The sequence below is a fragment of the Xanthomonas fragariae genome (genome assembly GCF_900183975.1).
Classification (GTDB): Bacteria; Pseudomonadota; Gammaproteobacteria; order Xanthomonadales; family Xanthomonadaceae; genus Xanthomonas; species Xanthomonas fragariae.
The window spans coordinates 1,207,899-1,230,808 of sequence record NZ_LT853882.1; the positions used below are offsets into that span (position 1 = coordinate 1,207,899).

Genomic DNA, 22,910 nt, shown 5'->3' on the forward strand with positions numbered 1-22,910 from the left:
CGGCCGAGAGTTGTGATGCAATGCAACGCTCGGTCGCTTCCACTACACTATCCAACGCGGCCATCGCAGCACGATGGCGTTTTTTTGTACCACCACTACTCCATCTGGAGCGATATCCCAAATGAGCACCATCGAAGAACGCGTCAAGAAAATCGTCGTTGAACAACTCGGCGTCAAGGAAGAGGAAGTCACCACCAGCGCATCGTTCGTCGATGACTTAGGGGCCGACTCGCTGGACACCGTCGAGCTGGTGATGGCACTGGAAGAAGAGTTCGAGTGCGAGATCCCGGACGAAGAGGCCGAGAAGATCACCTCGGTCCAGCAGGCGATCGACTACGTCAAGGCGCACGTCAAGAGCTGATGCGTTGTTCCTGACCGCGGCGGCGCGCGTCAAGCCGCTGCTGCGTCAGACATCCCATGGGGCCGCTGATGCGGCCCTGTGTTTTTCAGCGTCAATCGCAAACCGCAAGCACCGTTCGTTCTGTGGTGAGGAGATCTGCAATGAGTCGTCGTGTTGTCGTTACCGGCATGGGCATGGTGTCGCCGCTGGGCAATGATCTGGCCACCAGCTGGGATGGAATCATCCACGGGCGCTCAGGCATTGGCCCGATCACGCAGATCGATGTCTCGCAGTTCACCACCAAGATCGCAGGCGAGATCAAGAATTTCGACCCCACGCTTTTTGTGTCCGCCAAGGACGTCAAAAAGATGGACTCGTTTATCCACTACGGTGTCGGCGCATCGTTCATGGCGCTGGACGATTCCGGCCTGGAAATCGACGAAAGCAATGCCGAAAGGGTGGGCGCCATTCTCGGTTCCGGCATCGGCGGGCTGCTAGGTATCGAAGAGCAGACCATCAAATTTCATGAGGGTGGCGCGCGTAAGATTTCGCCGTTCTATGTGCCCAGCACCATCATCAATATGCTGCCGGGCCAGGTGAGCCTCATCAAGGGTCTGAAGGGTCCGACGTTCTCGGCCGTGTCGGCCTGCGCCACCTCCAACCATTCGATCGGCACCGCGATGCGCATGATCCAGCATGGCGATGCCGATGTGATGCTGGCCGGCGGCGCCGAGCGCGGGTCCTCGCCGAGTTCCGTCGGCGGTTTCTGTGCGATGAAGGCGATGTCCACCCGCAACGACGACCCGGCCGGCGCTTCGCGCCCGTGGGACAGACAGCGCGACGGTTTCGTGCTTGGCGACGGCGCCGGCGTTCTGGTGCTGGAAGAATACGAACACGCCAAGGCACGCGGCGCGCGCATATATGCAGAACTGGTCGGCTTCGGCGCCAGCTCCGATGCGTTCCACATGACCGCTCCCAGCGAAGACGGCGAAGGTGCGGCGCGCAGCATGGCCGCGGCCATGCGCGATGCCAAGCTCAACCCCGAGCAGATCGGTTACCTCAACGCGCACGGCACCTCTACGCCGCTGGGCGATCTGGCTGAAACGATGGCGATGAAGCGCGCGCTGGGCGACCACGCCTACAAGGCCATGGTCAGTTCGACCAAGTCGATGACCGGTCACCTGCTCGGCGCAGCCGGTGGCGTGGAAGCGATCTTCTCGGTGATGGCGCTGCACACCGGCATCATCCCGCCGACCATCAACCTGGAAGAACCCAGCGAAGGCTGCGATTTGGATTACGTGCCGAACGTTGCGCGCGAAGTGCAGGTCGATGCGGTGATGTCCAACGGCTTCGGCTTTGGCGGCACCAACGGCACGTTGGTATTCAAGCGCGTCTGAGTCGGCGCGCCGTCTTCTTCGTTGAGGAACGGTGCGCGACATTTTCCGGCCGCCGCGCGTGACGCGTTCGTGCGGGCGGATGCTACGTTACGGTCCGCTCCACACTTGATCCACACTTGATCCACACAGCATCACACGCGCGCTGCGTCTACCGTAGAGCGGCGCGATTGAGCACCTAACGCCATGCCGGACCGATGACGCTCACCAGACCACTGCACGCGGACATCGATTTGCTGGCCCTGCATCGGCTGGTCCCGCAGCGGTATCCGGTGCTGCTCGAATCCACTGCCGCCGGCACACAACACGGGCGCTGGGACTTCTTGCTGCTCGCAGAGGGCGCAAGTCTGCGGCTCGATCCGGATGGCCGCACCCGTGAGGGCGAGGGGCGCGTGCTGGAAGGCAGCTTTCTGGCTGCGCTGGATGCCGCCTGGCAGGCCGAGCGTGTTGCGCACGATGCGACGAGCCCATGGCCGTTTCGCGGCGGCTGGGCGGTATTGCTCGATTATGAGCTGGCTGCGCAGGTCGAGCCGATCCTGCATCTACCAACGCGCACTGATCGCCTGCCGACCGCGCTCGCCCTGCGCGCGCCCGCAGCGGTGCTGCGTGATCGCGTGGAAGGGCGCTGCATCGCGCTGGCCGAGCCCGGCCGCGAAGATCTGCTGGCTCGCATCGTCCAGGACATCGCCGCCTGCGCCGCGCTGCCGCCGTTGCCGACCTGGGTTGGGCCTGTGGTCGTCGAAGAAGACGCGCCCGAACGCTTCACTGATGCAGTGCAGTGCGTGCTCGATTATCTGCGCGCCGGCGATGTATTCCAGGCCAATATCTCGCGTGCCTGGCATGCGGCGTTCGCTGATGCGGTCGATCCGGCTGCGTTGCATGCGCGGCTGCGCGCGGCCAATCCGGCGCCGTTTGCTGGCCTGTTCGTCGCGGCAGGGCGCGCAGTAGTGAGTTCCTCGCCCGAGCGCCTGGTGTCGGTGCAGGGCGATGTGGTGCAGACACGCCCGATCGCTGGCACCCGCGCGCGCTTTGCCGACGATGATGATGCCGCACGCACCCGCGAGCTTGTCGGCCATCCGAAAGAGCGTGCCGAGCACGTCATGCTGATCGACCTGGAACGCAACGACCTGGGACGCATCTGTGCGCCGGGCACGGTGGAGGTGGACGAGCTGATGTGCGTGGAAAGCTACGCGCACGTGCACCACATCGTCAGCAATGTGCGCGGCCGTCTGCGCGCGGCCGTTACGCCGGGCGGGGTAATTGCGGCGGTGTTTCCAGGTGGCACGATTACCGGCTGTCCGAAGGTGCGCTGCATGCAGATAATCGCCGAGCTCGAACAGACTGCGCGTGGCGCCTACACCGGCGCGTTCGGCTGGCTCAATCGCGATGGCGACATGGACCTCAATATTCTGATTCGCACCGCCGAGGTGGCCGGGGACCGCGTGCATTTCCGCACTGGCGCCGGGATCGTGGTGGATTCGCACCCGCAGCGCGAGCTGGACGAAACCCGCGCCAAGGCGCGTGGGATGCTGCGCGCATTCGACCGGACATGAGTGAGTCAACGGGACGGCACCGGCGCGCGTTATCCTGCGCGGCGCTGGGGCAATGACGAGGTGAGTGTGGCTAAGACTGGCAAACGCGGATGTCTGGCCGTGCTGGGCACGGCACTGTTGCTAGTAGGGCTGCTGGCGATTGCGGCCGTGGTGGCGTGGCGGCATTACCTGCACTTCGTCGATACCCCGGTGAGCGCCAGCGCACCCAGCGTGGCGATTGCGCCCGGCGATTCGCTCAAGGCCACGCTGCGCAAGTTGCGCGAGGCTGGCGTGGCGCAGGGCGCGGATCTGGAATGGCAACTGCTCGCCCGTCAGGTCGACGCGGCCGGCAAGCTCAAGGTGGGCGAATACGCGCTGGTGCCGGCCTTGTCGCCGCGCGAGCTGCTCGATCGCATGCGCCAGGGTCGAGTGATCCAGTACCGCTTCACGATCGTGGAAGGCTGGAATTTCCGCCAGTTGCGCGCTGCACTCGCCACGTCCACGCCGCTGCAGCAATCCATCGGTGCGCTGGACGATGCGGCGCTGATGGCGCGGCTGGGGTTTGCCAACCAACATCCTGAAGGTCGCTTCCTGCCGGAAACCTATCTCTATCAGCGCGGCGACAGCGATCTGGATGTGCTCAAGCGTGCGCACATCGCCATGGACAAGGCGCTGGCGCAGGCTTGGAAGCAGCGCGCCCCCAACCTGCCGCTCAACTCGCCGGAGCAGGCGCTCATCCTGGCCTCGATCATCGAAAAAGAAACCGCCCTGGGCTCGGAGCGCCCGCTGATCGCCGGGGTGTTCCTGCGCCGTCTGCAGCTGGGCATGAAGTTGCAGACCGACCCGACCGTGATTTACGGCATCGGTAGCGGTTATGACGGCAATATCCGTCGCCGCGACCTGACCAACGACACGCCGTACAACACCTACACCCGCACCGGCCTGACCCCGACCCCGATTGCCATGCCGGGCCGGGAGGCATTGTTGGCGGCGGTGCGCCCGGCGCCCGGTGAGGCGCTGTACTTCGTTGCGGTCGGTGATGGAACCGGCGCGCACGTGTTCTCGGCCACCCTGGCCGAACACAATGCTGCCGTTGCGCGTTATCTGCAGCGTCGCCGTCTCCCGCAACCGGAACCCACACCATGACCTCCGCGTTTTCGCCCTGGCAGCAGCGCGCTTACGACCAGACCGTGGCCGCCCTGGACGCGGGCCGACTCGGGCACGGCCTGTTGATTTGCGGACCGGAAGGCCTGGGCAAACGCGCGGTGGCATTGGCGCTGGCCGAGCACGTGCTGGCCAGCTCGCCAGACCCGGCGCTCGCCCAGCGCACGCGCCAGCTGATCGCGGCCGGTACCCACCCGGACCTGCAGCTGATCTCGTTCATCCCCAATCGCACCGGCGACAAGCTGCGCACCGAGATCGTGATCGAGCAGGTGCGCGAGATTTCGCAAAAGCTCTCGTTGACCCCGCAATACGGCATCGCCCAGGTGGTGATCGTCGACCCGGCCGACGCGATCAATCGCTCCGCCTGCAATGCCTTGCTCAAGACGCTGGAAGAGCCTTCGCCGGGTCGTTACCTGTGGCTGATCAGCGCGCAGCCGGCGCGTCTGCCGGCGACCGTCCGCAGCCGCTGCCAGCGGTTGGAATTCAAGTTGCCGCCCGCGCACGAGGCGCTGGCCTGGTTGCTGTCGCAAGGCGTCAGCGAGCGGGTTGCACGAGAGGCGCTGGACGCCGCGCGCGGTCATCCCGGTCTTGCTGCGCAGTGGCTGCGCGAGGATGGCCTGGCGGTGCGTCGGGCGGTGGCGCAGGACCTGGAACAGGTCACCAGCGGCCGCGCCGGGGCGGTGGACGTTGCGCAGCGCTGGACCAACGATGGCCAGGCCGATCAACGCCTGCGCCATGCCGCCGATCTGGCGCTGGCGCAGGCATCGGCCGGCTTGACCGATCCATCGCGGTTGCACAAGCTGGCGATCTGGTTCGACGCCGCCAATCGCACGCGCGATCTGCTGCGCACCACCGTCCGCGCCGATCTGGCAGTGACGGAATTGTTGCTGGCCTGGCGCGAGGGAGAGCGTCCGCCACGTTCTAGGGGAACCCGATGAGTGCAATGAATGCACGCCAAGGCATTTTGTCGCTGGCGTTGAAGGACAAGCCGGCGCTCTACAGCGCCTACATGCCGTTCGTGAAAGGCGGCGGCATCTTCGTGCCCACGCCCAAGCGCTACATGCTCGGCGACGAAGTCTTCCTGCTGCTGACCCTGCCGGACTCCAGCGAGCGCCTGCCGGTCGCCGGCAAGGTCATCTGGACCACACCGGCCGGCGCGCAGGGAAACCGCGCCGCCGGCATCGGCGTGCAGTTCCCGGACGGCCCGGAAGGCGAGGCGGTGCGCAACAAGATCGAGATCCTATTAGCGGGCTTGACCACCTTGGATAAGCCGACGCATACGATGTAGGGCGGTGTGCTGTAGGGGCGCGGGATTGCGGTCGTGTCCGAAGTGCTATTCCAAGGTGCGTATTGGGCGTTTGAGCGACGCGGGACCGATCACTACTACGCGCTGCCAGGCGGTCGGAGCGCCGCGTCCAGTCACCGCGGCGGGTTCTTTTCGACCGCATCGCCACCACCCTGGATGAACCTGTTGACGCCTGTTGACGATCGCCACTGCTGCCCTATAATGCTCGGCTCGCGTCACCGGGCGGTTAGCTCAGCGGTAGAGCATTGCCTTCACACGGCAAGGGTCACAAGTTCGAACCTTGTACCGCCCACCATCGAAACCCAATAGCAGCAAGGATTTCAACGCGCGAGAAAAAAGCCGGTCATGAGCCGGCTTTTTTGTGGGCATTCTCGAAGGAGCTTGGCCCATTGGCAGATCTACGCAAAGAGTCGCTCTCACGCTCGATCATTCAATCGCATCGCATAGCGCCCGACAGGGCCAAGCATGCTCACGGCTGAGTCGAACCGTCTTCTGTGGGTTCAATGGTTCGTGCCAGACATGACGCATGGTGGCGATCAACTCGAGTCATGCCTTTGCACGCGTCAGTAGTGCATTAGAGCGGCTAACAAAACTATTGCGCTAACCGCCAGGCGGGCGCGGCCAGTGCTCGGAATCGGCATGTACCATTCGTACACCGCGGTTCCTCCGCGCCGTCCGCACTCACCTGGCGACTGCTCGCTATGTTTCGTTAGCCACTCTTAGGCAATGCATGCGCATATCCATTCCGGCCATGCTTGAAGTTGTTTAAGGGCAGCAGTGCATCAAATGCTAGGCACAACCCTTGCACAAGCCCGGACGCATGCTAGGTGCGATCGTGGGAATGGCGATAATGAAGTCACGCATTTTGTTGCTTGCGCTGGTCCTGACGGCTTCAGCCCCTGCCCTCGCGAAGGAGTATGCACGCACGTCTTCTGATGCACAGATTAAAGCTGAGCTTATTCGGCGATCAATCGAATCGTATCCAGGCAACTGCCCCTGTCCGTACAACTCAGCAAGCAACGGCAATAGTTGCGGTCGCCGAAGCGCTTATAGTAGTGGTGGTGGCTATGCGCCGTTGTGTTACGCGAAAGATGTGACTGCAGCGATGGTTGAAGAATACAGATTCACACCACGGTAAAATTCAGCCTATAGACGGCGCAGTGCGAGATGTTGCAAAGCGCCGCTTTAACTCAACGTGTCACTTGTCACCTAAGGAACCTCTGAACAACGCACTTCAAATGCGCGACACTACACACCTACGTTGAGGAGTCATCCATGCAACTGACGTTCGGTGACGCTGAAGGTTTGGGCAAGCGCAAGCAGACTCGCCGCGAGATCTTCCTGGCCGAGATGGAGCAGGTGGTTCCGTGGAGGCACTTGCTCGGACTGATCGCGCCGCACTATCCGGTGTCGGGGCGGCCTGGTCGACAGCCGTACGCACTGGCGACGATGTTGCGGATTCATTTGCTGCAGCAGTGGTATGCGTTGAGCGATCCGGCGATGGAAGAAGCGTTGCACCAGATCCCGACCTTGCGCCGTTTTGCCCGGCTCGGTGGTTTGGACAATGTTCCCGACGAGACCACGATTCTCAACTTTCGCCGCTTGCTGGAAACCCATGGCCTTGCAGCGCGGATGCTGGAGGCCGTCAACGCGGATCTGGTGCGCAAGGGTCAGAGCCTGCGGTCCGGCACGATCGTCGATGCAACCCTGATCGCTGCGCCCAGTTCGACCAAGAACACCGACCGCGCGCGCGACCCTGAAATGCATCAGACCAAGAAAGGCAATCAGTGGTATTTCGGGATGAAGGCACCCATCGGCGTGGATGAGTTTTCCGGGCTGGTGCGCCACGTCCGTTGTACGGCTGCCAATGTGGCCGATGTCACGGTGACCCACGCATTGCTGCACGGCAAAGAAGACAGTGTGTTCGACGACAGCGGCTACACCGGTGCGGACAAACGCGAAGAACTGCAGACCTGCAAGGCTGCTTTTTTCATTGCCGCCAAGCGTTCGACGATTCAAGCCATTGGCAACAAACGCGAGCGCCGTCAGGAAGAACGTTGGGAATACTTCAAAGCAAGTGTGCGTGCGAAGGTGGAGCATCCATTCCGCGTGATCAAACGCCAGTTTGGCTACACCAAGGTCCGCTATCGCGGCTTGGCCAAGAACACCGCGCATGTGCTGACCCTGTTCGCACTATCCAATCTGTGGATGGTGCGCCGGCAGTTGCTGCCGGCCAGGGGATAATGCTGTCTGGCGCCAGCCAACGCCGCAAGAAACCGTAGAAATCGTATCGTACGCATCAACTCTGTGCGCTATTGGCACGCAGCAGGCTCGAATTTTAGAGGTCTGGTGAGTTGTTCAGACCTTCCCTAACGCTTCAATCGGTTGGTGTGCACAGGATTGATAGTCCGCGCCCCCGGCGCTGAGTGCGCCATCGCCTTTGTGTTGTGCCTGCTTCTTGCGGGCTCAGCAAAGAATTGCCATTCTGCAAGGCCCCGCGTTTAAGTAAGAGTGGCGTTAAAGACGCTGCTCGGAAGTGCCTTGGTTGCGATGTTGCTGTTGGCTGGTTGCGCCCGCGATGTGGGCGAGCAGTAAGTGGACAACTGGGGCGATATGAAGTCGGAAAAGCACGTGCTGAGCATCGAGCACAACGGCGAGAGCTTCATCATTCGCGATACCACGCCTGAGTTGTTCGGCAGTGGCGTCGAGACCCGGAACCATCTGGCGATTTTGAATAAAGGCGGCTAACAAATCTACTGCGCTCACCGCCAGGCGGGGGCGGCCGGTGCTCGGAATCCTCATGTACCACTCACTCGTACACTGCGGTTCCTCCGCGCCGTCCGCACCCACCTGACGACTGCTCGCTACGTTTTGTTAGCCGCTCTAAGTACGTGATGCCACGGCCTGCGCCTGCATCCAGCGCCACAAGGTGGTGCGCGAAACGCCTAGCGCTTTTGCGGCGAGCGCACGATTGCCATTGGTGCGATCGAGCGCTGCGCGGACTGTTGCTGCGGTTAGGTGCAGGCGTGAGGTTGCCATATCGTCGTGGCCGAACGGCGCTGCGCTATCGCCGATATGTACGTCGAATAATTCCGGCGCCCAGCGTTCGAGTTGCTCCAGGCTCAGGCTGTCGCTTGGATGTGCCTTCCAGTGAATGCATAGACGTTCGACCAGGTTGCGGAGCTCGCGCACGTTGCCTAGCCAGGTGTGCTGTTGCAGTCGCTGCAATGCCGCAGCAGACAACGGCGAGGCAATGTTGCCGAGTTGCTGGAAGTAATGCGTCAGCAACATTGCAATTTCGTCGGGGCGATTGCGCAGCGGCGGCAGTGCGATGCGTAATGCTGCCAGGCGGTAGAACAGATCGCGGCGGAAGCGGCCTCGTTCGACCAAATCCTGCAACTGTTGCAGGCTGGCGGCGACCACGCGGACGTCGACGGCGATGGGCACTGTGGCGCCCACGCGCAGTACTTCGCGCTCTTCCAGGACGCGCAGCAATCGGGTTTGCAGCGGCATTGGTAACTCGCCGATTTCGTCGAGGAATAGCGTGCCGTCCTGTGCTGCCTCTATCAGGCCGATATGGCCGCCGCGGCGTGCGCCGGTGAATGCGCCGTCGCTGTAGCCAAACAGTTCCGCTTCCAGCAGCGATTCGGTGATGGCGCCGCAATTGATCGCGACGAAGCGGCCGCGCCGACGGCTGCCGGCATGCAGTTGGAGCGCAACCAGCTCCTTGCCGGTGCCGGTCTCGCCGCTGATCAACACGGTGCTCGGATGTGGGGCGTACAGCTGCACCAGGTCGCGCACGTGTGCAATTGCGGCGTCTTCGCCAAACAGTGCATCGGTGCGGCGTACGCGTCGTGTGGTGGTGCCGCCGGTGGAGCGATCGATGCTCGGCGCGGTGCCCAGCGTGATGGCATGTTCGAGCGCGTGACGTACCGAATCGGCCGAGTACAACAGCACGCCGGGCAAGCCGGCCTGCTCGGCGAAGTCGATCGACATGCCGGTGCCGACGATGACCTGGATGCCGCTGACGCGCAGGTCGGCGATGCAGTCGCGCGCATCTTCGGCGGTGACGAAGCGCCGGTGTGCGATGTCCAGATCGAAGCTGGTCTGGAAGGCGCGGAACGAAGGCACATCGCCGGCGTGGGTGACCACGCCGATACGCGGCGCGATGCGGCGCGCGCGCGCAAGCGCTTCCATCAGATCGAATCCGGTGGCCCGGATCGGTGCCAACGGCAACGCGAGCCGGCTGCGCAGATAGGCAGCATTGGAGCCGCCGGCGACCAGAACGTCGCAGCGCTCACGGCGCAGGCGTTGACCGATGACCTCGACCGCTTCGGCAAAGCCGAGATTGATCTGCTCGATACGCGCGCGCTTGTCGAACTCGGGGATGACATCGGCCAGCAGGCCGGTCAGGCGCGAGACGCTGACAGTCCAAATTACCGGTGGGGAGGTGTCTGTTGAATCAGCAAGAGGAGGGCTGCGCATTGGACTGCCGTGTTGCAACGATGTTTCATGCTGCTCGGGATGTTGCAGGTTTGCAACAGCTGGCCCGGCCCCTCCCAATGCAATCAACCGCTTGCAATTGGCACGCCGTTTGCGCCCCCACCCTAATCCCATCCCAGGAATCGCCATGATGTCTTCGCCCACCGCCTCCGCCGGCACGCGCTTGCGCGCGGCGCTGGCTGCCGAATCGCCGCTGCAGGTGATCGGTGCGATCAACGCCAACCATGCGCTGCTGGCCCAGCGCGCCGGCTATCGGGCCATCTATCTGTCCGGTGGCGGCGTGGCGGCCGGTTCGTTGGGATTGCCGGACCTGGGCATCAACACGCTGGAAGACGTGCTGATCGACGTGCGTCGCATCACCGATGTCTGCGCGTTGCCGCTGCTGGTAGACGTGGATACCGGCTTCGGGCCGAGTGCGTTCAACATCGAGCGCACTATCAGATCGCTGATCAAGGCGGGCGCGGCCGGCTGCCATATCGAAGACCAGGTCGGCGCCAAGCGTTGCGGGCATCGGCCGGGCAAGGAGATCGTCAGTCAGGCCGAGATGGTGGACCGGGTCAAGGCCGCGGCCGATGCCAAGACCGATGCGGCGTTTTTCCTCATTGCACGCACCGATGCGATCCAGATGGAAGGCGTGGATGTGGCGATCGAACGCGCGATTGCCTGTGTAGAGGCCGGTGCGGACGGAATCTTCGCCGAGGCAGCGTACGACCTGGAAACCTACAGGCGCTTTGTCGATGCGGTGCGCGTGCCGGTGCTGGCCAACATCACCGAATTCGGCAAGACGCCGCTGTTCACGCGTGACCAACTTGCGCAAGCCGGTGTAGCGATTCAACTGTTTCCGTTGTCGGCATTTCGTGCCGCCAACAAGGCGGCTGAAGAGGTCTATACGGCGATTCGGCGCGATGGCCACCAGCAAGCTGTGCTGGAACGCATGCAGACGCGCGAAGAGCTGTACGACCGCATCGGCTACCACGGCTACGAGCAGCGCCTGGATGCGTTGTTTGCGCGCAAAGGCGCATGATCACGGTCTGCCGCGCACAGGTTTCGCCACCTTAACAGCGACACCGCAACACGACACGATTCGGGAGCTCATCGCATGAACGACACCGTCAATCCCGGCTTCAAGCCGAAGAAATCCGTCGCGTTGTCCGGCACCCCCGCCGGCAACACCGCGCTGTGCACGGTGGGGCGTAGCGGCAACGATCTGCATTACCGCGGCTACGACATTCTGGATCTGGCAACCACCAGCGAGTTCGAGGAAATCGCCTATCTGCTGGTGCATGGCAAGTTGCCCAACAGCGGCGAATTGCGCGGCTACAAGGCCAAGCTGCGCTCGCTGCGTGGCGTGCCGGCTGCGGCGAAAACCGCGCTGGAACAGTTGCCTCCATCGGCGCATCCGATGGATGTGATGCGCACCGGCGTGTCGGTGCTGGGTTGCCTGCAGCCGGAAAAGGACGACCACAATCATCCGGGCGCGCGGGATATCGCCGACAAACTAATGGCCTCGCTGGGCTCGATGTTGCTGTATTGGTATCACTACAGCCACAACGGCAAGTGTATCGAGGTGGAAACCGATGACGACTCGATCGGCGGACATTTCCTGCACTTGCTGCATGGGTTTGCGCCGCAGGACTCGTGGGTGCGTGCGATGCACACCAGCCTGATCCTGTACGCCGAGCATGAGTTCAACGCGTCCACGTTTGCCGGTCGCGTGATTGCCGGCACTGGCAGCGACTTGTACAGCGCCATTGCCGGTGGCATCGGCGCATTGCGCGGACCCAAGCACGGCGGCGCCAACGAGGTGGCATTCGAAGTGCAAAAGCGCTACGACACCCCGGACGAAGCCGAAGCCGACATCAAAGCACGTGTGGAGCGCAAGGAGATGGTGATCGGCTTCGGGCATCCGGTCTATACCGTGTCGGACCCGCGCAACAAGGTGATCAAGGAGGTGGCGCGCGAGCTCTCCGATGAGCAGGGCAGCCGCAAGATGTACGACATCGCCGAGCGTCTGGAGACGGTAATGTGGGACATCAAGAAGATGTTCCCGAACCTGGATTGGTTCAGTGCGGTGAGCTACCACATGATGGGCGTGCCGACTGCGATGTTTACGCCGTTGTTCGTGCTGGCGCGCACTGCCGGTTGGAGTGCGCACATCATCGAGCAGCGTGTGGATGGCAAGATCATCCGCCCCTCGGCCAACTACACCGGCCCGGAAGATCAGGTGTTCGTGCCGTTGGATCGGCGTCCCTGAGCGGATGGCTGAGGTGCTGCCCCTCATCCGCCCTTCGGGCCGCTTCTCCCGCGCGTAGAAGAAGAGCACCGCACTGCACAGCAATACCAAAAACCTCGCCCGCCTTGTGATATCGCCAGCCATGAACAGCCAGTACCGCAAGCCCCTGCCGGGTACCTCGTTGGATTATTTCGATGCACGCGCTGCCGTGGATGCGCTGCAACCCGGCGCCTATGCAATGTTGCCGTACACCGCACGTGTGCATGCCGAAAACCTGGTGCGGCGCGCGGAACCACAACTGTTGGAAGCGTATCTTCGCCAGCTGATCGAGCGTAAGCGCGACCTGGATTTCCCGTGGTTTCCGGCCCGTGTGGTCTGCCATGACATTCTCGGGCAGACCGCGTTGGTCGACTTGGCCGGCTTGCGTGATGCGATCGCCGAGCAGGGCGGCGACCCGGCGCAGGTTAACCCGGTAGTGCCAGTGCAGTTAATCGTCGATCACTCGCTGGCGGTGGAATATGCCGGCTTCGACAAGCAGGCTTTTGCCAAGAATCGCAGTGTGGAAGATCGCCGCAACGCCGATCGCTTCCACTTCATTGAATGGACCAAGCGTGCGTTCGAGAACATGCAAGTGATTCCGCCGGGCAACGGGATCATGCACCAGATCAATCTTGAGAAGATGTCGCCGGTGATCTACACCCTCGATGGCGTAGCGTTTCCCGATACCTGCGTGGGCACCGATAGCCACACGCCGCATGTGGATGCGCTAGGCGTGATCGCGGTGGGTGTGGGTGGATTGGAAGCGGAGAATGTGATGCTGGGCCGGGCGTCGTGGATGCGCTTGCCCGACATTATCGGGGTGGAATTGTTGGGCCGGCCAGCACCGGGCATCACGGCCACCGACATTGTGCTGGCGTTGACCGAGTTCCTGCGTCAGCAGCGGGTGGTCGGCGCCTATCTGGAGTTTTATGGAGCCGGCGCCAGTGCGCTGACTATCGGCGACCGCGCGACCATCTCCAACATGACGCCGGAGTTCGGTGCCACCGCGGCGATGTTCTATATCGATCAGCAGACGCTGGACTATCTGCGCCTGACCGGGCGCGAAGACACCCAGATTGCATTGGTGGAAACCTACGCCCGCCAGACCGGCTTATGGGCGGATGCTCTTATCTACGCGCAATACGAGCGCGTGCTGCAGTTCGATCTGTCTAGCGTGGTGCGCAACATGGCCGGTCCATCCAACCCGCACAAGCGCGTGGCCACTACCGAGCTGGCCGCCCGCGGTATTGCCGGTACCTGGGACCAGGTGCCGGGACAGATGCCCGATGGCGCGGTGATCATCGCGGCGATTACTTCGTGCACCAACACCTCCAATCCACGCAACGTCATTGCTGCCGGCTTGCTGGCACGTAATGCGAACGCACGCGGATTGACCCGCAAACCGTGGGTGAAGAGTTCGCTGGCGCCGGGTTCCAAGGCTGTGCAGTTGTATCTGGAGGAAGCGGGTCTGTTGAGCGAGCTGGAACAGCTTGGCTTCGGCATCGTGGCGTTCGCATGCACCACCTGCAACGGCATGAGCGGTGCGCTGGATCCGGTGATCCAGCAAGAGATCATCGATCGCGATCTGTATGCAACGGCGGTGTTGTCGGGTAACCGCAATTTCGATGGGCGGATCCATCCGTATGCCAAGCAGGCGTTTCTGGCATCGCCGCCATTGGTGATTGCGTATGCGATCGCCGGCACGGTGCGCTTCGATATCGAAAAAGATGTGCTGGGCATCGATGCCGATGGCGTGGCGGTGACGCTCAAGGATCTGTGGCCTACCGATGCGCAGATTGATGCAGTGGTGGCACGCAGCGTCAAGCCGGAGCATTTCCGCAGCGTCTACGACCCGATGTTCAAGCGCAGCGTGACGCAGGGCATCGGCGTGAGCCCCTTGTACGCTTGGCGCCCGACCAGCACCTACATCCGCCGCCCGCCGTATTGGGAAGGCGCGCTTGCTGGCGCACGCAGTTTGCGTGGCATGCGGCCGTTGGCGGTGTTGGGCGACAACATCACGACCGATCATCTATCGCCGTCGAATGCGATTCTGGCGGGCAGTGCGGCCGGCGAGTATCTGGCGAAGATGGGCCTACCGGAGGAAGACTTCAACTCCTACGCAACCCATCGCGGCGATCACCTCACCGCGCAGCGCGCCACCTTCGCCAACCCCAAGCTGGTCAACGAAATGGCGGTGGTCGATGGGCAAGTCAAGGCCGGTTCGTTGGCGCGGCTGGAACCGGAAGGTCAGGTGTTGCGCATGTGGGAGGCGATCGAAACCTACATGACGCGCAAGCAGCCGCTGATCATCATTGCAGGCGCCGATTACGGCCAGGGTTCTTCGCGCGATTGGGCCGCCAAGGGCGTGCGCCTGGCCGGTGTGGAAGTGATCGTCGCCGAAGGCTTCGAGCGGATTCACCGTACCAACCTGGTCGGCATGGGTGTGCTGCCGCTGGAGTTCAAGCCGGGCAGTGATCGCAAGACGCTGGGCATCGACGGCAGCGAGACCTTCGATGTCGCGGGTGAACGCACACCGGGCGCCACGCTGACGTTGTCGATCCATCGGCGCAACGGCAAGCAGCTGCAAGTGCCGGTCACGTGCCGCCTGGATACTGCCGAAGAAGTGTCGATTTACCAAGCCGGCGGCGTACTGCAGCGGTTTGCGCAGGATTTTTTGGAGAACCGGGAGTCGGGAGTCGGGAATCGGGAGTTGTCAGGAGCAACGGCAACACCGAGACCGGAAATGCACTAGCGTTCTGTCGATTCTCAGCTGCCTATTGCCGTCTGCATCCCAGTCCCCAATCCCGGCCTTTCACCCATGACCCATCTGCCCCAACTCCGCATCCCCGCCACCTACATGCGCGGTGGCACCAGCAAGGGCGTGTTTTTCCGTCTGCAGGATCTGCCTGCCGCCGCTCAGCAGCCTGGGCCGGCGCGCGATGCGTTGCTCTTACGAGTGATCGGCAGCCCTGATCCGTATGCCAAGCAGATCGATGGTATGGGTGGGGCGACCTCGAGTACCAGCAAGAGCGTGATCGTGTCGGCCAGCACGTGCGTCGGGCACGATGTGGACTATCTGTTCGGGCAGGTGTCCATCGACAGCGCGTTCGTGGACTGGAGCGGTAACTGCGGCAATCTGTCGGCGGCGGTTGGGCCGTTTGCGATTGCCAACGGCTTGATCGACGCTGCACGTGTGCCGGGCGATGGTGTGGCGACGGTGCAGATCTGGCAGGCCAATATCGGCAAGACCATCGTGGCGCATGTGCCGATGAGCGAGGGGCAGGTGCAGGAAACCGGCGACTTCGAACTGGATGGGGTGACCTTTCCGGCGGCCGAGGTGCAGCTGGAATTTCTCGATCCGGCCGACGCTTTAGAGGGCGAGGGTGGGGCGATGTTTCCCACCGGCAACCTGATCGATCAACTGGAGATTCCAGGCCTGGGCACGATTGCCGCAACGCTGATCAACGCCGGCATTCCGACCATCTTCGTCAACGCGCGAGACCTGGGCTACACCGGAACCGAGCTGCAGGAGGCCATCAATGGCGACCCGCGTGCGCTGACAATGTTCGAGACCTTGCGCGCGCACGGTGCGGTACGAATGGGGTTGATTGCGAAGGTGAAGGATGCCGCCTCGCGGCAGCACACGCCAAAAGTGGCCTTCGTTGCGCCGCCGGCCGACTATGTCGCGTCTAGCGGTAAGCGGGTGCAGGCGGTCGAGATCGATCTGCTGGTGCGTGCGATGTCGATGGGCAAATTGCACCACGCGATGATGGGCACCGCAGCGGTAGCGATCGGCACCGCGGCCGCCGTGCCGGGCACGCTGGTCAATCTGGCGGCCGGCGGTGCGGCGCGTTTGGCAGTGCGCTTCGGGCATCCGTCCGGCACCTTGCGGGTTGGTGCGCAGGCGCAGTTGGTCGACGGCAAGTGGCAGGTGACCAAGGCGCTGATGAGCCGCAGTGCGCGGGTGCTGATGGAAGGTTGGGTGCGGGTGCCAGGCGGTGTTGCCGAGGTCCAGTGATCGCGCATGGGTAGGGTGCGTATTCTTTTCGGGGAATGGGATGAGCATGCGGCAACACGCCGCTGCTCAGCACAGGCGCCGGCGCTGCGCTGGTCAGCACTTGCGTCGCTACTCTTAAACATTTGCAATTGATGCGGGAGCAGTAGGCCGTCGCACGCGCTCCCACGCGCCCCGCGCAACGCGTCTGTCATTGCAGGAGATCGCGCATGCAAGCCGATTCGAACGGCGAGCTTGCCGTGCCCATTTTCTGAGACCTGGCATGCCCCAACGCACAAATTGCACGCCCGTGTTACATCAATCAGAAAGCCTTTTAGATTTCCGGAAATTTTTTCGTATGGGCTCTGCCATATTTGTGTAAATCGTGTTAATTCTGTTGCGCTGCGGCACGCAGACCGGGCCGCCCCGTCACCAGAGTTCGGAGTTTCCCATGTCCGCCAGCCGGTCGCTCAAGATCAGCGCGCTCGCCGTTGCTGTCGCTTCTTTTCTCCCGTTCTACGCTGCCGCTCAGCAGGTGCCCAGCGACAACGGTGTCGTGCGTCTGGATGCGGTCAAGGTCACGGTCGAGCGTCGCTCGGAAGACTCCAAGGATGTGCCGGTGTCGGCATCGGTGCTGCGTCCGGAATTTCTGGACGCCATCTCCACCAGTGGCTCGGACATCCGTGTGCTGGCCGGCAAGGCGCCCAGCCTCAACATCGAATCGTCCAACGGCCGTGTGTTTCCGCGCGTCTACATCCGCGGCTACGGCAACACCGATTTCAATACCTACGCCTCGCAGCCGGTGTCGTTGATCTACGACGAGGTGGTGCAGGAAAACGCCTTTTTGAAGGGCTTCCCGATTTTCGATCTGGCAGGCTTGGAAGTCTTGCGCGGCCCCCAAGGCACGTTGTTCGGTCGCAATACGCCGGCCGGTGTGGTCAAGTTCAATTCGGTCAAGCCGAGCATCGGCGCCAATGACGGCTACGCCAGCCTGTCTTACGGGACCTACGGCACCATGACGCTGGAAAGCGGCCTGAGCATCGCGATGGGCGACCATTGGGCAGCGCGTCTGTCCAGCTTGGGCCAGCGCCGCGACGATTGGGTGGAAAACCGCGACGGCCGCGATCTGGAAGGCTATACCGATACGGCCGTGCGTCTGCAGCTGCTGTATCAGGCCAGCGACGACTTCAGCGCGTTGTTCAACGCGCATGCGCGTCACTTGGACGGCACAGCGCGTCTGTTCCGCGCCAACCTCGTCCAGCCGGGCACCAACCAATTAGTGCCCGGCTTCGATGCAGAGAAGTCCTTTATCGACGCTGCCAATCATCAGCAACTGCAGACCTACGGCGGCAGTGCCAATCTGACCTGGGATCTGGGCGACATCGCGCTGCACTCAATCACCGCCTATGAAGGCATCGGCAAGTACTACAGCCGCGGCGACATCGACGGCGGCTTCGGCGCGGTATTCGCACCGCCGTCCGGCCCGGGCGTGATCCCGTTCCCGGTGGAAACTGCCGGCGGCATCAAGCGCCTGGACCAGTACAGCCAGGAAGTGCGTGCCGAATCGCAGGACGATGGTCCGCTTAACTGGCAGGCCGGCCTGTACTACTTTCATGACGATGTGGAGGGCGAAAACTATACCTACAACAGCTTCAGCGGCGGCGACCTGGCTAGCTATCAACTGACCCGTCAGCGCAATACCTCGTGGGCCGCGTTCGGCTCGTTGAACTACGCGGCCACCGGCCGTTTGAACCTGCGCGCCGGCATTCGCTACACCTACGACAAGAAAACCTTCGACGTACTGGGGCTGGATCGCGTCACGCTGATCGAGCCGTCCAGCGGCGAGACCGACAACTCCAAGGTCACCGGCGATGTAGCGGCGAAGTTTTCCATCAACGACGGCATCAACGTCTATGCACGTGCGGCACGCGGTTTACGCGGCGCGAGCTTCGGCGTGCCCTCGGGCACCGCGCCGCTGACCGTGGCCGAGCCTGAGACGGTGGATTCGTTCGAGATCGGCATCAAGTCCGACCTGTTCGACAACCGTGCACGTCTGAACTTGGACATCTACGATTTCCGCGTCAAGAATCAGCAGCTCACCGCAGTGGGCGGCGTGGCCAACGACGTACGTTTGCTCAATGCTGATAAGACCAAGGCGCGCGGCGCCGAGTTCGATTTCGAAGCGCTGATCACCCAGAACCTGCGCGTTACCGTCGGCGGTGCCTACAACTGGACCAGCATCGACGACCCGAGCCTGTCGGTGGGCGTGTGCCGTACCTGCACCGTGACCGACCCGCTCAATGCTGCCGGCAACGCCATCATCGACGGCAACGACCTGCCGCAGGCGGCCAGGTGGATGGCCAATACCACGCTGCGTTACGGCATCCCGATGGGCAACGACGGCGAGCTGTTCTTCTACACCGACTGGTCCTACCGTAGCGAAGTGCACTTCTTCCTTTACGATTCCAAGGAGTTCACCGGTCAGCCGTTGGTCGAAGGCGGCGCCAAGATCGGCTATAACTGGGACGCGGGTGCATACGAGTTGTCGGTGTTCTGCCGCAACTGCACCAACCAGATTCGTGTGACTGGTGCGATCGACTTCAACAACCTCACCGGCTTCATCAACGATCCGCGCATCGTTGGCGCGCAGTTTCGTGCAAATTTCTGATCGGCGTTGCGGGTTAGCAGGCTCGAACGGTTTGCGATGATGCCGGCGGTTTTTGATGGCGGTAGGAGTAGATGCATGCAGTGGATCTGGCCAATTGCGTGGTTGATGATGGGGATGTGGTGCGCGTCTGCGGCTGCATGGGCGCAGACGCCTGTGACCGGAGCGCAGTCTTTGCAAACGCCTGCACCCACCGACTTGCTGGTGGTCTCTACCGATATCGGTGACGATATTGATGACGCGTTTGCATTGGGGCTACTGCTGCGCAGCCCGCAATTGCGTGTGCTGGGCATCGCATCGGCGTGGGGAGACACCACATTGCGTGCGCAGTTGTTACAGCGCTTGTTGCAGCGGGTAGGGCGCAGCGAGATTCCGTTGGCGGTGGGCGCACGCACCACCAGCACGCTTCCTTTCAGCCAAGCGCGTTGGGCGGGCAGAGGGCAATTGCCAAGCAATCTGCCGGACGCGGCGGCGATGATCCTGCAGCAGGCGCGGCAGCATCCTGGTGAAGTCACCTTGCTGGTGTTAGGGCCGCTGACTGATGCCGCGTTGGCACAGCAGCGCGACCCGGCCGGCTTTGCCAAGCTCAAGCGCATCGTGGCGATGGGTGGATCGGTGCGGGTGGGCTATGGCAAGTCGGCGTATCGCCCCGCCAGTGCCCCGGCGGCGGAATACAACATCCTCGCTGACATACCGGCCGCGCAGCGTGTATTCGCTGCCGGCGTGCCGCTCGTGTTGCTGCCGCTGGACGCCACCCAAGTCACGCTGGAAGAACCCGAGCGCATTGCACTGTTTGCGCACGGCGACGGGCTCACCGATGCGCTCACGCAACTGTATTACCAGTGGCGCAATACCGACCAGCCATGGGCCAGCGCGACGCCGACCTTGTTCGATGCAGTGCCGGTGGCCTGGCTGCTGCGCCCCGAGCTGTGCCCGACCACGCCGCTGCACCTGGACGTCGATGCGCAGGGCTATACCCACGAGGGGCCGGGCACGCCGAATGTGCAGGCTTGTCTGATGTTGGATAAGCCAGGGTGGACGGTGTTGTACATGCGGCAACTGTTGCACTGAGGCGTTTTGTCACTGCACCAGTGAACAGACCATGGATTTAGAGCGGCTAACAAAACCAAGGAAGAAGCCGTAAGCAGATGATGGAGCAAGCAAGCAAGAGCAACGCCAAGTGGACATCGATGCGGCGTTCAAAGCGGATGCGCAGTTTGCCCAAGCCTGCGTGCGCTCGACGACCCAGCGATGACGGCCCAACCGGTCATTACGCTCAATGCTCTTGCGTGCAATCGGCGCAATGATGCCGCGCTGCTTGAGGAAGTTGCGACACCGTTCGATGTCGTAGGCTTTGTCGGCATGCAGTTTGCCTGGCCAGCGTCGTGGGCGCCCTGGTTTGCCACCAATTGGCGGCAAGGCGTCGATCAACTCCTCGAACACGACCGAGTCGTGCCGATTGGCGCCGGTGACGCACACCGCCAAGGGGACGCCGTTGCGATCGACGATCAGTGCCGTTTGCTGCCGCGTTTGCCGCGGTCGGTCGGGTTTGGCCCGGTGTAGGGCCCCCGGGGGAGGCCACACGGGCGGCGTCCAGACTTGCTCGGCTCAGATCCAGCGTCTGAGCGCGACGTAGCTCGGCCAGCAACACCTGATGCAAGCGATGCCATACACCGGCCGCTTGCCAATCACGCAACCGGCGCCAGCAGGTCATGCCGCTGCCATAACCGAGTTCCACAGGCAGGTCTTCCAACGGCACGCCCGTGCGCAGGACACAGACAATGCCGTTGAGGGCTTGCTGATCACTGATATGCGACCGTCCACCTTTGGGCGAACACTTCACTTGCGGAATCAGTGGCTCGATGCGCTTCCACAGCGCAAATGGGAATCTCTTTGCGACGTGTCATGTCCGCAATTTTTCCGCCGGTGAGACAATATTGAAAGGGTTTTGTTAGCCGCTCTAAATCCGCAGGCCTATCTGACCTCCGGGCAAACCGAACCAGAACGCCTACGTCGAATCGTTCAACGGCCGACTACGCGACGAATGCCTCAACGAACACTGGTTCCCGACGTTGCTGCATGCACGCACCGAGATCGAACGCTGGCGACGTGAATACAACGAGGACCGACCCAAGAAAGCAATCGGCGGCATGACGCCGGCCGCTTATGCCCAACATCTGGCAAACACCGATATCATCAGGCCCGGACTCTAGAGCGTGTTATGAACTTTGAAAGAGGGTGGCTGCATTTCCAAGCATCAGGATCGTGAAGACGACGAAGTGCAAACCGGCCAAGGTTTCCGGCAATCGCTCGTAGTCGCGTGCCAGCCGTCTGAAACGATTGGCCCATCCGAAGCTGCGCTCGACAACCCAACGGCGCGGCAGCAAGACAAAGCCTTTTTTCGCTTCTTGCAGCTTGATCACGTGCAACTCAATGCCTTCTTCCGTGGCCGCCTGCGCCGGTTCTTGACCGGTGTAGCCCTGATCAACAAAGGCGATCTTGACCGTTTCACCGGTCACGTGTTGTACCTCTTGTGCCAACGATCGGACTTGCGCGCGCTCCTGCTCATTAGCCGGCGTCACCTGGACAGCGAGCAGATGTCCAAGCGTATCGACGGCCATGTGTACCTTGCTGCCTTTCTTGCGTTTATAGCCATCGTATCCAGCACGCGGCCCGCTTTCGCAGGTGGACTGCAGCGTGCGAGCATCGAAAATGACCGCGCTCGGCTGGCCTTTTTTCCCTTGCGCCACACGCAAGAGTGAGCGCAGATCACTGACCATGGCCTCAAAGCAGCCCGCTTGCAGCCAGCGCTGTGTTTGCTGATACACCGCTTCCCAGGGCGGAAAATCGTTGGGAAGCAATCGCCATGGTGCGCCGGCGCGCGCGATCCACCGCAGTGCGTTGAACATCGCGCGTAGCTCATACTTGCGCTGCGGTGCCTGCACGTCCATCAGCGTCAAATAGGGAGCCGCAAAGGCCCATTCTTCGTCGGAAATATCGGTGGAATAAGGCTTACGAGGCTTCATCCGTATACGTTAGCGTGACAAGGGCAAAGTTCATAACACGCTCTAAACCCGGCCGCTACTCAGGGCGGGGGGGATGTCGGGTGCGCGCAGCTTCCCGGGCAACCCGTACGACGGCGATACCTTGGCCGAGCAGCTGGAGCAGACACGCGGGTTGCTGCAGGATGTGAGCGTAGAACCGACGGTGGCGATCGTGGACCTGGGCGATCGCGGGCGCGAGGTCGATGGCGTGCAGGTCCTGCATCGCGGCAAGGCCAAGACGCTGACGCGACAGCAATGGCGCTGGATCAGGCGACGGCAGGCGGTGGAGCCGGTGCTCGGACATCTGAAAGACGACTGCCGGTTGCGTCGCTGCAGGCTGAAAGGTGCCCAAGGCGATGCGCTGCACGTGCTCGGCTGCGCGGCCGGCTACAACCTGCGCTGGCTGCTGCGCTGGATCGCGTTTTTGCGTGCCTGGATGCGGGCGATGGGATGATCATCCTTGAGTACCGTGCCGCTGTCACCGACGGCACTTGGCGCTTGAAGGGGATTTTCAGGGACGACTAGTTAAAACTGTCCGCTTATCCCCGCTGGGCTGCGAGCATATTCAACTTTACCGGCAACTACCTGTGGCGCAACCGTACCAGAGTCGGTGCGGAAAGGCTCAGGCCATTACGAACTCTGCCACCAATTTAACTTGCTTTAAATTCCGTTTTCTGAGGCGACCCCATCAAACGC

15 protein-coding genes, 1 tRNA gene, 2 other RNA genes and 4 pseudogenes are annotated in these 22,910 nt (G+C 62.3%); 19 read left to right on the top strand and 3 right to left on the bottom strand.

The features are described from left to right. The first annotated feature begins 121 nt into the window (after positions 1-121). From acpP to PD885_RS05605, 11 genes and pseudogenes are all read left to right on the top strand, one after another. The gene (acpP, locus tag PD885_RS05550; RefSeq protein WP_002814322.1) at positions 122-361 is read left to right on the top strand and encodes an acyl carrier protein; all 240 of its coding nucleotides are present in this window, start codon (positions 122-124) and stop codon (positions 359-361) included. A 140-nt stretch (positions 362-501) separates the two neighbouring features. Continuing rightward, entirely contained in the window at positions 502-1,737 is a 1,236-nt protein-coding gene (gene fabF, locus PD885_RS05555; RefSeq protein WP_002814320.1) for a beta-ketoacyl-ACP synthase II, read from the top strand. A gap of 194 nt (positions 1,738-1,931) precedes the next feature. Continuing rightward, positions 1,932-3,287: an aminodeoxychorismate synthase component I gene (locus tag PD885_RS05560; RefSeq protein ID WP_002814318.1), complete on the top strand. Its 1,356-nt coding sequence runs from the start codon at positions 1,932-1,934 to the stop codon at positions 3,285-3,287. A 60-nt stretch (positions 3,288-3,347) separates the two neighbouring features. Beyond that, positions 3,348-4,412 (top strand): endolytic transglycosylase MltG, encoded by a 1,065-nt coding sequence (gene mltG, locus PD885_RS05565; protein WP_002814316.1) that lies wholly within the window; start codon positions 3,348-3,350, stop codon positions 4,410-4,412. Continuing rightward, entirely contained in the window at positions 4,409-5,368 is a 960-nt protein-coding gene (locus PD885_RS05570) for a DNA polymerase III subunit delta' (RefSeq protein WP_088056690.1), read from the top strand. Before mltG ends, PD885_RS05570 begins: the two co-directional genes overlap by 4 nt. Next, a complete protein-coding gene (locus tag PD885_RS05575; protein ID WP_002814313.1) occupies positions 5,365-5,718 on the top strand; it encodes a PilZ domain-containing protein in 354 nt (117 codons plus the stop codon). The genes PD885_RS05570 and PD885_RS05575 overlap by 4 nt, the downstream gene beginning before the upstream one ends. A 238-nt stretch (positions 5,719-5,956) precedes the next feature. Beyond that, positions 5,957-6,031: transfer RNA gene (locus PD885_RS05580), tRNA-Val, on the top strand. 344 nt (positions 6,032-6,375) lie between these two features. Continuing rightward, positions 6,376-6,451: non-coding RNA, sX9 sRNA (locus PD885_RS05585), on the top strand. A 560-nt stretch (positions 6,452-7,011) separates the two neighbouring features. Then, positions 7,012-7,980: an IS5 family transposase gene (locus PD885_RS05595; RefSeq protein WP_065975354.1), complete on the top strand. Its 969-nt coding sequence runs from the start codon at positions 7,012-7,014 to the stop codon at positions 7,978-7,980. Between the two features lie 306 nt (positions 7,981-8,286). Further along, positions 8,287-8,478, top strand: a pseudogene (locus PD885_RS05600) (hypothetical protein); the annotation flags it as partial. A gap of 58 nt (positions 8,479-8,536) precedes the next feature. Further along, positions 8,537-8,616: non-coding RNA, sX9 sRNA (locus PD885_RS05605), on the top strand. Between the two features lie 3 nt (positions 8,617-8,619). On the opposite strand, the gene prpR is transcribed toward PD885_RS05605, so the two are convergent. Continuing rightward, on the bottom strand, positions 8,620-10,221 hold the full coding sequence (prpR, locus tag PD885_RS05610; RefSeq protein WP_002814303.1) for a propionate catabolism operon regulatory protein PrpR: 1,602 nt from the start codon (positions 10,219-10,221) through the stop codon (positions 8,620-8,622). 145 nt (positions 10,222-10,366) lie between these two features. On the opposite strand from prpR, the gene prpB reads away from it, so the two are divergent. From prpB to PD885_RS05640, 6 genes are all read left to right on the top strand, one after another. Next, entirely contained in the window at positions 10,367-11,263 is an 897-nt protein-coding gene (gene prpB / locus PD885_RS05615; protein ID WP_002814301.1) for a methylisocitrate lyase, read from the top strand. Between the two features lie 75 nt (positions 11,264-11,338). Next, complete coding sequence (prpC, locus tag PD885_RS05620) at positions 11,339-12,493, top strand: bifunctional 2-methylcitrate synthase/citrate synthase (RefSeq protein WP_002814299.1); 1,155 nt, start codon at positions 11,339-11,341, stop codon at positions 12,491-12,493. Between the two features lie 121 nt (positions 12,494-12,614). Continuing rightward, complete coding sequence (acnD, locus tag PD885_RS05625) at positions 12,615-15,263, top strand: Fe/S-dependent 2-methylisocitrate dehydratase AcnD (RefSeq protein WP_002814297.1); 2,649 nt, start codon at positions 12,615-12,617, stop codon at positions 15,261-15,263. Between the two features lie 66 nt (positions 15,264-15,329). Then, entirely contained in the window at positions 15,330-16,529 is a 1,200-nt protein-coding gene (gene prpF, locus PD885_RS05630; RefSeq protein ID WP_002814295.1) for a 2-methylaconitate cis-trans isomerase PrpF, read from the top strand. Between the two features lie 427 nt (positions 16,530-16,956). Beyond that, positions 16,957-19,173, top strand: a complete 2,217-nt coding sequence (locus PD885_RS05635) for a TonB-dependent receptor (RefSeq protein ID WP_088056691.1) — start codon at positions 16,957-16,959, stop codon at positions 19,171-19,173. 105 nt (positions 19,174-19,278) lie between these two features. Next, positions 19,279-20,241 (top strand): nucleoside hydrolase, encoded by a 963-nt coding sequence (locus tag PD885_RS05640; RefSeq protein ID WP_040763051.1) that lies wholly within the window; start codon positions 19,279-19,281, stop codon positions 20,239-20,241. Between the two features lie 46 nt (positions 20,242-20,287). Here PD885_RS05640 and PD885_RS05645 read toward each other — a convergent pair. Further along, positions 20,288-21,046: pseudogene (locus PD885_RS05645) on the bottom strand (IS5 family transposase). A gap of 109 nt (positions 21,047-21,155) precedes the next feature. Here PD885_RS05645 and PD885_RS20520 point away from each other — a divergent pair. Continuing rightward, positions 21,156-21,383, top strand: a pseudogene (locus tag PD885_RS20520) (integrase core domain-containing protein); the annotation flags it as partial. A 6-nt stretch (positions 21,384-21,389) separates the two neighbouring features. Here PD885_RS20520 and PD885_RS05655 read toward each other — a convergent pair. After that, positions 21,390-22,196: an IS5 family transposase gene (locus PD885_RS05655; RefSeq protein WP_002801519.1), complete on the bottom strand. Its 807-nt coding sequence runs from the start codon at positions 22,194-22,196 to the stop codon at positions 21,390-21,392. Between the two features lie 61 nt (positions 22,197-22,257). Between PD885_RS05655 and PD885_RS05660 the strand changes: the two are divergent. After that, a pseudogene (locus tag PD885_RS05660) lies at positions 22,258-22,668 on the top strand (transposase); the annotation flags it as partial. Between the last annotated feature and the right edge of the window lie 242 nt (positions 22,669-22,910).

Coding starts and splice junctions, on each gene's coding strand:
- acpP (WP_002814322.1), top strand. CDS start 122: ATGAGCACCATCGAAGAACGCGTCAAGAAAATCGTCGTTGAACAACTC.
- fabF (WP_002814320.1), top strand. CDS start 502: ATGAGTCGTCGTGTTGTCGTTACCGGCATGGGCATGGTGTCGCCGCTG.
- PD885_RS05560 (WP_002814318.1), top strand. CDS start 1,932: ATGACGCTCACCAGACCACTGCACGCGGACATCGATTTGCTGGCCCTG.
- PD885_RS05570 (WP_088056690.1), top strand. CDS start 4,409: ATGACCTCCGCGTTTTCGCCCTGGCAGCAGCGCGCTTACGACCAGACC.
- PD885_RS05575 (WP_002814313.1), top strand. CDS start 5,365: ATGAGTGCAATGAATGCACGCCAAGGCATTTTGTCGCTGGCGTTGAAG.
- PD885_RS05595 (WP_065975354.1), top strand. CDS start 7,012: ATGCAACTGACGTTCGGTGACGCTGAAGGTTTGGGCAAGCGCAAGCAG.
- prpR (WP_002814303.1), bottom strand. CDS start 10,221: ATGCGCAGCCCTCCTCTTGCTGATTCAACAGACACCTCCCCACCGGTA.
- prpB (WP_002814301.1), top strand. CDS start 10,367: ATGATGTCTTCGCCCACCGCCTCCGCCGGCACGCGCTTGCGCGCGGCG.
- prpC (WP_002814299.1), top strand. CDS start 11,339: ATGAACGACACCGTCAATCCCGGCTTCAAGCCGAAGAAATCCGTCGCG.
- acnD (WP_002814297.1), top strand. CDS start 12,615: ATGAACAGCCAGTACCGCAAGCCCCTGCCGGGTACCTCGTTGGATTAT.
- prpF (WP_002814295.1), top strand. CDS start 15,330: ATGACCCATCTGCCCCAACTCCGCATCCCCGCCACCTACATGCGCGGT.
- PD885_RS05635 (WP_088056691.1), top strand. CDS start 16,957: ATGTCCGCCAGCCGGTCGCTCAAGATCAGCGCGCTCGCCGTTGCTGTC.
- PD885_RS05640 (WP_040763051.1), top strand. CDS start 19,279: ATGATGGGGATGTGGTGCGCGTCTGCGGCTGCATGGGCGCAGACGCCT.
- PD885_RS05655 (WP_002801519.1), bottom strand. CDS start 22,196: ATGAAGCCTCGTAAGCCTTATTCCACCGATATTTCCGACGAAGAATGG.